The 12,477-nt window shown below is 71.1% G+C and carries 9 protein-coding genes; all 9 read right to left on the reverse strand.

The window, feature by feature from the left end:
- Positions 1 to 9: 9 nt before the first annotated feature.
- Entirely contained in the window at positions 10 to 996 is a 987-nt protein-coding gene (holA, locus tag ACN20J_RS17650; RefSeq protein WP_189837893.1) for a DNA polymerase III subunit delta, read from the reverse strand.
- A 302-nt stretch (positions 997 to 1,298) separates the two neighbouring features.
- Positions 1,299 to 1,544 carry a hypothetical protein gene (locus ACN20J_RS17655; RefSeq protein WP_189837892.1) on the reverse strand — a complete coding sequence of 82 codons (246 nt, stop codon included), beginning with the start codon at positions 1,542 to 1,544 and terminating at the stop codon, positions 1,299 to 1,301.
- Positions 1,545 to 1,716: 172 nt separating this feature from the next.
- Positions 1,717 to 2,598 (reverse strand): YceI family protein, encoded by an 882-nt coding sequence (locus ACN20J_RS17660; protein WP_419666278.1) that lies wholly within the window; start codon positions 2,596 to 2,598, stop codon positions 1,717 to 1,719.
- 177 nt (positions 2,599 to 2,775) lie between these two features.
- Positions 2,776 to 3,597, reverse strand: coding sequence for an arylamine N-acetyltransferase family protein (locus tag ACN20J_RS17665; protein ID WP_189837890.1), 822 nt, complete (start codon positions 3,595 to 3,597; stop codon positions 2,776 to 2,778).
- Positions 3,598 to 3,601: 4 nt separating this feature from the next.
- On the reverse strand, positions 3,602 to 6,238 hold the full coding sequence (locus ACN20J_RS17670) for a ComEC/Rec2 family competence protein (RefSeq protein WP_419668902.1): 2,637 nt from the start codon (positions 6,236 to 6,238) through the stop codon (positions 3,602 to 3,604).
- A 113-nt stretch (positions 6,239 to 6,351) separates the two neighbouring features.
- Positions 6,352 to 7,473 (reverse strand): helix-hairpin-helix domain-containing protein, encoded by a 1,122-nt coding sequence (locus tag ACN20J_RS17675; RefSeq protein ID WP_419666279.1) that lies wholly within the window; start codon positions 7,471 to 7,473, stop codon positions 6,352 to 6,354.
- Between the two features lie 107 nt (positions 7,474 to 7,580).
- A complete protein-coding gene (locus ACN20J_RS17680) occupies positions 7,581 to 8,426 on the reverse strand; it encodes a DegV family protein (RefSeq protein WP_055610571.1) in 846 nt (281 codons plus the stop codon).
- Between the two features lie 72 nt (positions 8,427 to 8,498).
- Positions 8,499 to 9,386 carry a hypothetical protein gene (locus ACN20J_RS17685; RefSeq protein ID WP_419666280.1) on the reverse strand — a complete coding sequence of 296 codons (888 nt, stop codon included), beginning with the start codon at positions 9,384 to 9,386 and terminating at the stop codon, positions 8,499 to 8,501.
- A gap of 161 nt (positions 9,387 to 9,547) precedes the next feature.
- On the reverse strand, positions 9,548 to 12,424 hold the full coding sequence (gene leuS / locus ACN20J_RS17690) for a leucine--tRNA ligase (protein ID WP_190227940.1): 2,877 nt from the start codon (positions 12,422 to 12,424) through the stop codon (positions 9,548 to 9,550).
- Positions 12,425 to 12,477: the final 53 nt, after the last annotated feature.

A 12,477-nucleotide genomic window follows, 5' to 3' on the forward strand; every position in this document is an offset into this window, starting at 1 on the left:
TGGCGGCAGCTATCCGCGGCGCGCGCGAGCCGCCCGGGCAATGGCGACGACGGCCTTCTCAAGCGCGTACTCGGGATCGTCCCCCCCGCCCTTCACCCCCGCATCAGCCTCCGCAACCGCCCGAAGCGCAACAGAAACCCCATCCGGAGTCCACCCCCGCATCTGCTGCCGAACCCGATCAATCTTCCAAGGCGGCATCCCCAGCTCCCGAGCAAGATCAGCAGGCCGCCCCCCACGAGCCGACGACAGCTTCCCGATCGCCCGCACCCCCTGCGCCAACGCACTGGTGATCATCACAGGCGCGACCCCGGTCGACAGAGACCACCGCAGAGCCTCCAACGCCTCCGCCGCCCGCCCCTCGACCGCCCGATCCGCCACCGTGAAGCTGGAGGCCTCGGCCCGCCCCGTGTAGTACCGCCCGACGACGGCCTCGTCGATCGTCCCCTCGATGTCGGAGACGAGCTGCGTCACGGCGGACGCCAGCTCCCGCAGATCGCTCCCGATGGAGTCGACAAGGGCCTGGCAGGCCTCAGGCGTGGCGGACCGCCCCAGCGCCCGGAACTCGCTCTTCACGAAGGCCAGCCGATCCGCCGGCTTCGTCATCTTGGGGCAGGCGACCTCCCGCGCACCCGCCTTGCGCGCGGCATCGAGCAGCCCCTTGCCCTTGGCCGCCCCCGCGTGCAACAGCACGAGCGTGATCTCCTCGGCGGGAGCGCCCAGATACGCCTTCACGTCCTTGATCGTGTCGGCCGACAGATCGTGGGCGTTGCGCACCACGACGACCTTGCGCTCCGCGAAGAGCGACGGACTGGTCAGCTCGGCGAGCGTGCCCGGCTGCAACTGGTCCGACGTGAGGTCCCGTACATCCGTGTCCGCGTCGGCGGCCCGCGCGGCGACCACGACCTCCCGAACGGCGCGGTCGAGCAGGAGATCCTCCTGCCCGACGGCGATCGTGACGGGGGCGAGCGGGTTGTCCTGTGCAGAGTTCCTGGCCATCGCGCCAAGCATCCCACGCACCACTGACAACGAACTCCGCCCACGAGGTGGCCGGCCGCCAAGGGCAGGACCGTGGGGGTGGACGCCCGCCATGGGGTGGACCGTCAGCCGAAGGGCGACCCGACGCCAGCGGGAGGCAGACAGTCGAAGGGCGACCCGACACCAGCGGGAGACAGGCAACTGGAGGGCAAGCCGTCGACCGCGCTGAGGCCCGCCGCCCGCACGGAGGCCCGCCCGCCAAAGGCCAAGCCCCCGGTCATGCGACGGCGGCTGCCGAGCCGGTCCTCACCCGCGACCGCGCCCTACGGCTCCTCGCGCCACCCGTCCCACTCCCCCGCGAACTCGTCCAGCTCCCCCGCATCGAGCCGCCCCTCCGAGTCCCGCAGGACCAGCAGCCACTGCGCGTCCTCGGCGTCGTCCTCACCGGCCAGGGCGTCCCGTACGAGCTGCGGCTCCTCGTCGAGTGCGAACCGCTCCCCGAGCGCCTCCGCCGCCTCGTGCGCGGCATCGCGGTCGGGCAGGACCAGTACATGTCTCACATCGCTCACCCGGCCATTTTCCGGTACGCGGACAACGCTCCGCGCCCAGGGCGGGCAACCCTCAAAACACCAGGTCAGACCTACCAACCAGGGCAGACCCGCAGACCAGGCAGCCCCATGAGCCCTGTCAGCCCCATCAGACCCACGAGCCCCGCCAGCCCTGTCAGCCCCGTCAGCCCCGTCAGCCCTTGGGCACGATCTGTACATCCAGGTCGACCGTGATGCTCGGGCCGACCACCGCGATCCCCCGAGCGAGCATCGTCTGCCAGCTCACCGTGAAGTCGTCGCGGCGCAGCTCGGTGCTGGCCCGGCAGGCCGCCCGCACCTCGCCCTCCATGCCGTTGCCGACACCGAGATACTCCGTGTCGAGCGTGACCGTCCGCGTCACCCCGTGCAGCGACAGCGCCCCGGTGACCGCCCACCGGTTGCCACCCCGGTGCGTGAAGCGGTCGCTGTAGAACTCCAACGTCGGAAACCGGTCGACGTCCAGAAAGTCCGCGGACCTCAGATGGTCGTCCCGCATCTTCACGTTGGTGTCGATGGACGACGCGTCGATCACCACATGCATGGCCGACTGCTCGGTACGCTCCGCCAGCCGTATCGCCCCCGCGAACGTGTTGAACCTGCCGCGCACCTTGGCCAGCCCGATGTGCCGGGCGGTGAACCCGATCGTGGAGTGCGTCGGCTCGATCTCCCAGTCCCCCGGCCGGGGCAGTGCGGTCGGCCGGGCGACGTGCAGCGTCACTTCGCCGAGCGAGGCCAGCCCGTTCTCCTCCACCCTGGCCTTCGTCCGGAACGGGGCGTACCCCTCGGCCGACACCGCGAGCCGGTACTCGTCCGCCGGCACCGTCACCGTGAACGACCCGAACGGATCCAGCCCCCCGCCGACCACTTTTCGTCCGGCCGTATCCGTGACCACGAACTCGGCATTCTGCACAGGCTGGTTGACCGGATCCAGCACCCGGCAGGTGAGCACGCCGGCCCCGGCCGGCATCGACACCGCGGCGACACGATCCGCCCGTTGCGTTCGATTCGAACGCTTCCCCAGCCAGCTGCCGAACATTGCGACCCACCCTCGCGCGAGACGAACGTTGTGAAATCACCGTTGCCGAGGAGGTATTCGACCACTGATGCGACTTTCGAGGCAACAGACGACCACATCGCAGGAATCCAGCACATGTGCTGGGACTACGCACGAGTAGCCCGAATTGGCAGCTCTGTTAATGCCTTTCCCTGAGAATTAGCCTTTCCTGACAACCGGGACGCGTTCCAGCTCGATCCCGAACCGCTCCCGATACGCCGTCAACACCTCCTCGTCCGTGGCCAGTTCCGAGACTTCCTTCCCGCCGTCGGGGTTCGTGACCGTGAGAGTGGGGCCGCTGAGCGTGATGCGCCCGCCGTCCTCGGTGAGCCGCGAGCAGACGAGCGACTGCGTGAAGTGCGAGGCCGGTGAGGTGCTGTGCCACCACGCTCCGGCCACGCAGTCCCCGAGCACCCGCGGCCGGGTCTCCAGCCGGTACTGCGCCCTGCCGTCCCGCACGACGTCCAGGTCCCCGAACCGCCTGTCGTTCCCTCGCACCCCCGCCGGGTCCGCCCCGGCCACGATCACCCGGAACGCGCCACCCGGATCCGCCTGCTCTCCCCGCTCCCCAAAAGCCAGCGGATAGTGGCTGTTGGCCCCGAATCCGACGTCGACGAGCCAGTCGCCCCCGTCCACCGTCCGCACCCGCAGCGCGAGATGGTCGAACGGAATCCCCAGTCGTTCCTCCTCCCCGTACACACGCGCCGCGAGAAATGTCACATCGAATCCCAGCGCCCCGAGCAACATCCCGAACGCCCCGTTCAGTTCGTAACAGAAACCGCCCCTCCGGGACCCCACCACTTTGTCCAGCAGCCGCTCCTCCTCCAGCACGATCTCCTCGCCGAGATGGATCGAGAGATTCTCGAACGGCACGGTCAGCAGGTGCCTCAACTGGAGCTCACGCAGTACGTCGGCGGTGGGCCAGGCGGGGTGGGCGGCGCCGATACGGCGGAGGTAGGCATCAGCCTGTGCGGGTTTCATACCCTCAGTCTCCCGCCACCAGCAGGCGCTCACCGCCTCCTGCCACGGCGACCGCCCCGTCCTCGTCCGTACGCAGCACCTCCGCACCCCCGGCCCGAAGCGCCGCCACCGTGCTCGGCGCCGGGTGCCCGTACGGATTGTCGGCGCCGCAGGAGATCAGAGCGAGGCGCGGCGACACCCGGCGTATGAGGTCCGGATCCTGATAGGCCGACCCGTGGTGGGCGACCTTGAGCACGTCCACGCTCCCCAGGCCGGCGCCCGCCGGGGACCGCAGCAGTGCCTGTTGTGCCGGTGGTTCGAGGTCTCCGAGCATCAGCAGCGTCAGCCCCGCCGACCGTACGAGCAGGGTGACGCTCGCGTCGTTCGGCCCCTCGGGTCCCGGGGCGCCACTCGGTGGCGGCCACAGGACCTGCCAGTCGAGCCCACCCGTCCGTCGCCGCTCCCCCGCCACCGCCCGCGTCACCGGGATCCGCCGGGCCGCCGCCTGCCGGTGGACGGACTCCGCCTGGTCCAGCGGCTCTTCGAAGCCCGTCGTCTCGATCGCGCCCACCGATCTCCCGCGCAGCACGCCCGGCAACCCGGCTACGTGGTCCGCGTGGAAGTGGGTCAGCACGACGAGCGGGATCCGTGTGACGCCGAGCGCGCGCAGGCACCGGTCGGCCAGCGTCGGGTCCGGCCCCGCGTCGACCACGACCCCGGTGCCGTCGCCCGCCGCGAGGACCATCGCGTCGCCCTGTCCCACGTCACACATCGCGAACCGCCAGCCGGGCGGCGGCCACCCCGTGATCACCCGGGTGAGAGGAGGCGGCTGCACCATCACGAGCAGGAGCAGCACTCCACAGGCCGCGCTGAGCCAGGGGCGTCTCAGGAGCCTGCGCCCGACCAGCACCACGACGGCGATCACCAGGGCGAGCAGCAACGCGCCCGTCCAACTGCCCGGCCAGTCCACTCCTCCGCCCGGCAGCGCGGCCCCCGCACGGGCGATGTCGGCGATCCACCCGGCGGGCCAACTCGCGCACCACGCCAGCGCCTTGGCGACCGGCATCGCCCAGGGAGCCGTGGCCAGGGTCGCGAAGCCAAGGACCGTGGCCGGCGCGACCGCGAACTCCACCAGCAGATTGCACGGCACCGCCACCAGGCTCACCCGGGCCGAGAGAACGGCGACCACCGGCGCGCACACCGCCTGCGCGGCCCCCGCTGCCGCCAAAGCCTCGGCCAACCGCGGTGGCACCCCGCGCCTCCGCAGCGCGGAACTCCACCGCGGTGCCAGCGTGAGCAGGGCGCCGGTGGCGAGCACGGACAGCAGGAACCCATAACTCCGGGCGAGCCAGGGGTCGTACAGCACCAACAGCAGAACCGCCGTGGCCAGTGCCGGGATCAGCGATCGGCGGCGGCCGGTCGCGATGGCCAGCAGCGCGATCGATCCGCAGGCCGCGGCTCGCAGCACACTCGGGTCCGGCCGGCACACGATGACGAAGCCGAGCGTGAGCGCCCCGCCGGCCAGGGCGGTCGCCCGCAGTGGGATGCCGAGCCGCGGAGCCAGCCCTCGGCGCTCCGCCTGCTGGGCACGACCGGGTGGCCCGATGAGCAGGGCCAGCAGGATCGTGAAGTTGGCGCCGCTCACCGCCAGGATGTGTGTGAGGTCCGTCGCCTTGAACGCCTCGTCCAGCTCCGGTGTGATCCGTGAGGTGTCTCCCACCACCAGGCCCGGCAACAGCGCCCGTGCGTCCGACTCCAGGCCGTCGGTCGCCGCCCGCAGCCCGCCTCGCAGCTCTCCGGCGAACCGCTGCGTGTCCGACGGCTGCCCGACCACTCGCGGCGGGCCACTGCCGCGGACGCGCAGCACCGCCGCGATCCGGTCACCGCCTCCGAGCGGAGGCACGACCCGCGCCGTCACACGCACCCTCGTGGAGGGCAGGAGAGAGAGCCAGGGCGAGCCCTGCCGCTCACGGGCCACCCGCGCGCCCGCATCCACGATCAGCAGCACCGGCGTTCGCGTCTCCGCGACCGTCCCGTCCGGCTTCTCGACCCGTCTGACCTCGGCGTTGAGCAGGACGGCGGTCGGAGCCGCGTGGTTGCCCTTGATCCGCGGACGCGTCAGCCGTGGGTCCGAGGTGACCTCCACCTCGGCGGCCACCTGGGCGTACTGTCGCGCCAGCTCCGGGACGGGGCCACGCCGCAGGTCCGCGCCGTGCAAACCGCCCGAGGCAGCCGCCGCCGCGACACAGAGCAGCACAGCGGCGACGGACACCTTCGGCCACGAACCCCATCGACCTCTGCGCGTGCTGCCCTGCGGCACACCACCTCGCCCACGCCCACGCTCCGGCTCCGGCTCCGGCTCCGGCTCCGGCTCCGGCTCCGGCTCCGGCTCCGGCTCCGGCTCCGGCTCCGGCTCCGGCTCCGGCTCCGGCCGATGATGCGGCCGTAGCTCACCGCTCGCACGGCTCCGGCCGGTGGCCAACAATCCACCGGCCACGACCACGCAGACGATCACCACACCGGTGACCCACCCCGGCGGCGCGTCCAGCGCCAACGCCGCCGTCGCCCACGCCGCCAGTGCCGGCGGCACCAACCGCAGGTCCGTCGGCGCCTCTTGGCGGGGATGCGCGGCACCGAGCGGATTACCGGACGTGGCATGCACGCCCGGACGGCGGTCGTCGGACAGCTGAGCGTCGTTCAGCACGCCGGGCGCCGAGGAGGCGTGCCGCACTACGGGTCCCGCCGGACCCGCCGGACCGTGTGTCTCCGGGCCCCTCATGGCCGTACGAGATTCTGCAGATCCGCGAAACGGCGGTCGCCGATTCCGTTCACCTCGCGGAGTTCGTCGACCGAGCGGAAGCCGCCGTGCTGGGTGCGGTAGTCGATGATGTGCTGGGCCAGTACGGGGCCGACGCCGGGCAAGGTGTCCAGCTGTTCCAGCGTTGCCGTGTTGAGGCCGACCGGAGCGGCGGCAGCCCCCGCGGCGGCTCCGCCGGAGCCCGCGGCACCAGGACCGCCCGCCGCACCGGGCCCGGCGACAGCCGGAGGCGCTCCGACCACCACCTGCTCACCGTCCACGAGCAACCGCGCTCGGTTGAGTCCCTCGGTGTCCGTACCTGGGCGCACCCCGCCGGCCGCCCGGAGGGCATCGGCGACCCGGGAACCGGCCGGCAACCGCTGGAGACCGGGTTCCCGCACCTTGCCGCTGACGTCCACCACGACCACGGCACCGGCACCGGCAGCACCTGCCGTACCGGCCACGCCCACAGGATCCCGTGCGGCAGCGGACGATCCGGCCGCCGCCTCCTGCCCGCCCTCGCCCTCTCCCCCGTACGAATCCACAGCCCGCACCACTTCAGGTGCCCGCACCGGCTGGGTCCGCCCCGACCAGAAGTGCTGCGCCGCGAAGACGGCCGCGACCACGAGAACCACGGTGAGCGCGACCACGCTCCTCCGCTCCAGCCCGCACCTGGACTGCAGCCACAAGGGCATCCGCTCCCGGACCGCGAGCCCGGCCCGCTCCCGCCACACGGCCCCGGCTCGGGCCTCGACATCAGCTCCGATTCCAGCCCCAGTTTCAGCACCGCTCTCAACGGCAGTCTCAACATCGGCGACCACACCACCGCCGCCACGACTCCACCCCTCCCGCCCCGACAAGACCGGCGGGCCATGCCTCAACTCCCCGCGCACTCTCGTCCGTTCGGCGAAGAGTGTCTCCGCGCGCAGGCGCAGCGCCTCCGCGGAGGCTTCTCGGCGCCGGGACCTGCCGCGATAGCGGTGACGGTTGTGGTGGTCGTGGTGTCGGCGGTGGCTGTGCCGCGTTCGGCTGTCGGAGACCGGGCCCCGGCCCGGCCCACTGGTTGCTGTCGCTGTCCGTGAAGGTGATCGAAGTGCCATGCGTCGAGAATCGGGCACAACCGCCGAACCGCGATGATCTTGCTCAATTCCCGGGGATTACCGCCCAGTTGTGGATAACTCCGTCACCCACACGAGCCAGTCCGACCTCACCGAGGCGAAACAACCGCCCCCAGCAACCCGGGCCCGGTGTGCGCCCCGATCACCGCCCCGACCTCGCTCACATGCAGATCGGCCAGCCCCGGCACCCGAACCCGCAACCGCTCCGCGAGCGCCGCCGCCCGCTCGGGCGCGGCGAGATGATGGACCGCGATGTCGACCTGCGCGCTGCCCGCCCGCTCGGCCACGATCTCCTCCAGGCGGGCGATCGCCTTGCCCGCGGTCCGCACCTTCTCCAGGAGCTCGATGCGTCCGCCGTCCAGTTGCAGCAGCGGTTTCACGGCCAGCGCCGACCCGAGCAGCGCCTGCGCCGCCCCGATCCGGCCGCCCCGGCGCAGATAGTCGAGGGTGTCCACGTAGAAGTACGCGTACGTACCCGCGGCCCGTTTCTCCGCCGCGGTGACCGCCTCGTCGACCGTGCCGCCCGCCTCGGCGGACTCGGCCGCGGCCAGCGCACAGAAGCCGAGGGCCATGGCGACCATCCCGGTGTCCACCACCCGCACGGGCACCGGCGCCTCGCGCGCGGCCAGGACAGCGGCGTCGTACGTGCCCGAGAACTCCGCGGACAGGTGCAGCGAGACGATGCCGGTCGCGCCGGACTCTGCGACCCTGCGATAGGTCTCGGCGAACACCTCGGGGCTGGGCCGGGAGGTGGTGACGGACCGTCGTTTCTGCAGCGCCTGGGCCAGTGAACGGGCCGAGATCTCGGTGCCCTCTTCGAGTGCCTGGTCGCCGAGGACCACGGTCAGGGGCACCGCGGTGATGCCGTGGCGCTCCATCGTCCGTGGCGGCAGGTAGGCCGTTGAATCGGTGACGATCGCGACATGGCGGGACATGAGCTGGAGGTTACCTGTCAGTCAGCGTGGGCGGCAGTCCGCCCCCTCCCACCTGCGGTCGGGCAGACGGGATCAAGTCGTGCTCTCGGGGCGGGGCTTCTTCTCCCAAGGGTAGGCCTGTCGCTGCACGGGCGGGTCGATCGCGGCCCGGGTGGGCTCCTCGGCCCTGCGCGACTCGGGGTTCTCCGGCCAGGTCTGCTGATCAGCGGGGACGGGCGGCGCCTCGGGCCACGAAGACGGAGGCGGCGTCTGTCCCGCAGCCGGCTCCGGCGTCCGTGTGGGCGCCGGACCGGGCACCCCCGCGGACGGACCCTGCATCCCTGCAGAGGAGCCGGGCGTCCCCACGGACGGACCGGACGCCCCCGCGGAAGCCGGATCCGACGACGTACCCGTACCCGTGGCCGTGGGAGCCGGCTCCGTCGTCCAGTGGCGCAGCGCGCCCGCCTCCATGTCGATCTGGGTGCTCAGCGAGTCCAGGTCGTCGTTCCCGAAGCGCTGGGCGCGGTCGCGGGCCGCCCAGCGCAGGGCGTCCGCCGACTGCGTTATCCGTTCCGTGCGCTCCCGCAGTGAAGGAAGGCGCTCGGCGAGGCGGGCCCGGTCCGGCTCGCGCTCCAGTCGCTTCAGGTCCCCGTCCAGCTCGTGGCCGTGGGCGCTGAGGCGCTCGAAGAGCGCCAGGGACTCCTTCAGCGACTCGTCCTCCGTCACGCCCGCGTGCAGCGCGTCCTGGGTGGCTCGCATCGATGTGCGCAAGGAGAGGCGCAGTTGGGCGATCTCGCCCTGGGGTCCCGGCTGGGCGAAGGTCTTCGCCCTGAGTGTGGAGTCCTCCACCGTGCGGCGGGCCTGGGCGACCGTGCGGTCCACTCCGCGCTTGGCCGCGCCGACCACCTTCACCGTGGCATACGCCCCCAGCGCCACGAACAGCACGAAGATCAGCGCCACGATTGCGACCACGGCTTCCATGACGATCCTCTCGGGTGCTGCTTCCACTGCCCGGCGGTGCCGGCCGGCTCTTCCACGGTAAACGGAAAAGGCAGGCCGAGGGTTCCAGCGGAACCCCCAACCTGCCCGTAGGGGACTACCCCGACAAGGGGGAACTACCCCCGGCCCGCTCGGGCCACCGTCTACGCGGGAACGATGTTCACCAGCTTCGGCGCCCGCACGATCACCTTCCGGATGCCCGCCCCGTCCAGCGCGGCGACCACCTTCTCGTCGCTCAGCGCCACCTTCTCCAGCTCCTCGTCCGAGATCGACGGGGAGACCTCCAGGCGCGCCTTGACCTTGCCCTTGATCTGCACGACGCAGGTCACGGTCTCGTCCACGACGTACGCCGGGTCGGCGACCGGGAAGTCCCGGTGGACGACGGAGTCCGTGTGGCCCAGCTTGCGCCACAGCTCCTCGGCGATGTGCGGGGCCAGCGGCGCGACCAGCAGCACCAGCGACTCGGCGACCGTGCGCGAGACCGGACCGCCCACCTTGGTCAGGTGGTTGTTCAGCTCGGTGACCTTGGCGATGGCGGTGTTGAAGCGCATGCCCTCCAGGTCCTGCCGTACGCCGTCGATCGCCTTGTGCAGGGCGCGCAGCGCCTGCTCGTCCGGCTCGGTGTCGACGACCGTGACCGCACCGGTGGCCTCGTCGACGACGTTGCGCCACAGCCGCTGCAGCAGCCGGAACTGGCCCACCACCGCGCGCGTGTCCCACGGCCGCGACACGTCCAGGGGGCCCATCGCCATCTCGTACAGGCGCAGCGTGTCCGCCCCGTACTCGGCGCAGATCTCGTCCGGAGTGACCGCGTTCTTCAGGGACTTGCCCATCTTGCCCAGCAGCCGGGAGACCTTCTCGCCCTGGTAGAAGTAAGCGCCGTCGCGCTCCTCCACCTCTGCGGCCGGTACGGCGATGCCACGGCTGTCGCGGTACACGTAGGCCTGGATCATGCCCTGGTTGAACAGCTTGTGGAACGGCTCGACCGAGGAGACGTGGCCCAGGTCGAACAGCACCTTGGACCAGAAACGCGCGTACAGCAGGTGCAGCACGGCGTGCTCGGCGCCGCCGACGTACAGGTCGACGCCGCCGTGCGGCTGGCCCTCGCGCGGGCCCATCCAGTACTGCTCGATCTCCGGGTCGACCAGTTTCTCGGAGTTGTGCGGGTCCAGGTAACGCAGCTCGTACCAGCAGGAACCGGCCCAGTTGGGCATGGTGTTGGTCTCGCGGCGGTACTTGCGCGGACCACGGCCGTCGCCCAGGTCCAGCGTGACGTCGACCCAGTCCTCGTTGCGGGACAGCGGGGTCTCCGGGGACGTGTTCGCGTCGTCCGGGTCGAAGGTGCGCGGCGAGTAGTCCTCGACCTCGGGCAGTTCCAGGGGCAGCATCGACTCGGGCAGCGGGTGGGCGATGCCGTCCTCGTCGTAGACGATCGGGAAGGGCTCGCCCCAGTAGCGCTGACGGCTGAACAGCCAGTCGCGCAGCCGGAAGTTGACGGTGCCGTGGCCGATGCCCTTGCGCTCCATCCACTCCGTGATGCGCGCCTTCGCGTCGGCAACGGCCATGCCGTCCAGCGAGATGTCGTCGTTGGCGGAGTTGATGATCTTCGCGTCGTACGCCCCGAAGGCGTTCTCCCACGTCGACGTGTCGGTGCCGCGCCCGTCGGTCGGCTCCACGATGCAGTGGATCGGCAGCTCGAAGGCGCGCGCGAACTCGAAGTCGCGCTGGTCGCCCGCCGGTACGGCCATGATCGCGCCGGTGCCGTAGCCCATCAGGACGTAGTCGGCGATGAAGACGGGGATCTGCTCGCCGTTGACCGGGTTGGTCGCGTACGCGCCGATGAAGACGCCGGTCTTGTCCTTGGCCTCGGCCTGCCGCTCCACGTCGGACTTGGAGGCGGCCTGCGCGCGGTAGGCGGCGACGGCCTCGGCGGGGGTGGCGTGCCCGCCCGTCCAGACGTCGTGGGTGCCCTCGGGCCAGGTGGCCGGGGTGAACTTCTCGACCAGCGGGTGCTCGGGCGCCAGGACCATGTAGCTCGCGCCGAACAGGGTGTCCGGGCGGGTGGTGAAGACCGTGATGGCCTCGCCGTCCACGGGGAAGTCGACGCGGGCGCCCTCTGAGCGGCCGATCCAGTTGCGCTGCTGCAGCTTGATGGCCTCGGGCCAGTCCAGCGCGTCCAGGTCGTCCAGCAGCCGGTCGGCGTACGCGGTGATGCGCATGTTCCACTGGCGCAGCTTGGCCTTGAAGACGGGGAAGTTGCCGCGCTCGGAGCGGCCGTCGGCGGTGACCTCCTCGTTGGCCAGGACGGTGCCCAGCCCGGGACACCAGTTGACGGGCGCGTCGGAGGCGTACGCCAGGCGGTACTCGCTCAGGATGTCGGCGCGCTCGACCTCGGTCAGCTCGCTCCAGGAGCGTCCACCGGGTACGGCGCGCTCACCGGTCTGGAACTGTGCGACCAGTTCGGCGATCGGGCGGGCCTTGTCGGCCTCGTCGTCGTACCAGGAGTTGAAGATCTGCAGGAAGATCCACTGGGTCCACTTGTAGTACTCCGGGTCGATCGTCGCGAACGACCGGCGCTTGTCGTGGCCCAGGCCCAGCCGGCGCAGCTGGACCTTCATGTTCTCGATGTTGGCCTCGGTGGACACCCGCGGATGCGTGCCGGTCTGCACGGCGTACTGCTCGGCGGGCAGGCCGAAGGCGTCGAAACCCAGGGTGTGCAGGACGTTGTGGCCGGTCATGCGCTGATACCGGGCGAATACATCGGTGGCGATGTAACCCAGGGGGTGACCGACGTGCAGGCCCGCACCGGAGGGGTACGGGAACATGTCCATGATGAACTTCTTGGGCTTGGCGACCAGCGAGGAGTCTCCGGCCAGGTCACCCTTCGGGTTGGGCGCCTCGTACGTGCCGTCGGCGTCCCAGAAGTCCTGCCAGCGTGCCTCGATCTGCTCGGCCATGGCGGCCGTGTAGCGGTGCGGCGCGGCCACCTCGGAGGCGGCAGCGTTGTTCGTCTCGCTCATGATCCTCAAAGCTCCATCGATCGTCTCTGCCAGCGGCTCAGGAAATGAAAAAA

Origin of the sequence: Streptomyces sp. 2-1 (assembly GCF_048564895.1) — a bacterium.
Taxonomy (GTDB): domain Bacteria; phylum Actinomycetota; class Actinomycetes; order Streptomycetales; family Streptomycetaceae; genus Streptomyces; species Streptomyces phaeochromogenes.

Bases quoted from the DNA above. Each gene is read 5' to 3' on its own strand.
- ACN20J_RS17685 (WP_419666280.1), bottom strand. From the start codon at position 9,386: ATGGAAGCCGTGGTCGCAATCGTGGCGCTGATCTTCGTGCTGTTCGTG.
- ACN20J_RS17675 (WP_419666279.1), bottom strand. From the start codon at position 7,473: ATGGCACTTCGATCACCTTCACGGACAGCGACAGCAACCAGTGGGCCG.
- leuS (WP_190227940.1), bottom strand. From the start codon at position 12,424: ATGAGCGAGACGAACAACGCTGCCGCCTCCGAGGTGGCCGCGCCGCAC.
- ACN20J_RS17680 (WP_055610571.1), bottom strand. From the start codon at position 8,426: ATGTCCCGCCATGTCGCGATCGTCACCGATTCAACGGCCTACCTGCCG.
- ACN20J_RS17665 (WP_189837890.1), bottom strand. From the start codon at position 3,597: ATGAAACCCGCACAGGCTGATGCCTACCTCCGCCGTATCGGCGCCGCC.
- ACN20J_RS17660 (WP_419666278.1), bottom strand. From the start codon at position 2,598: ATGTTCGGCAGCTGGCTGGGGAAGCGTTCGAATCGAACGCAACGGGCG.
- holA (WP_189837893.1), bottom strand. From the start codon at position 996: ATGGCCAGGAACTCTGCACAGGACAACCCGCTCGCCCCCGTCACGATC.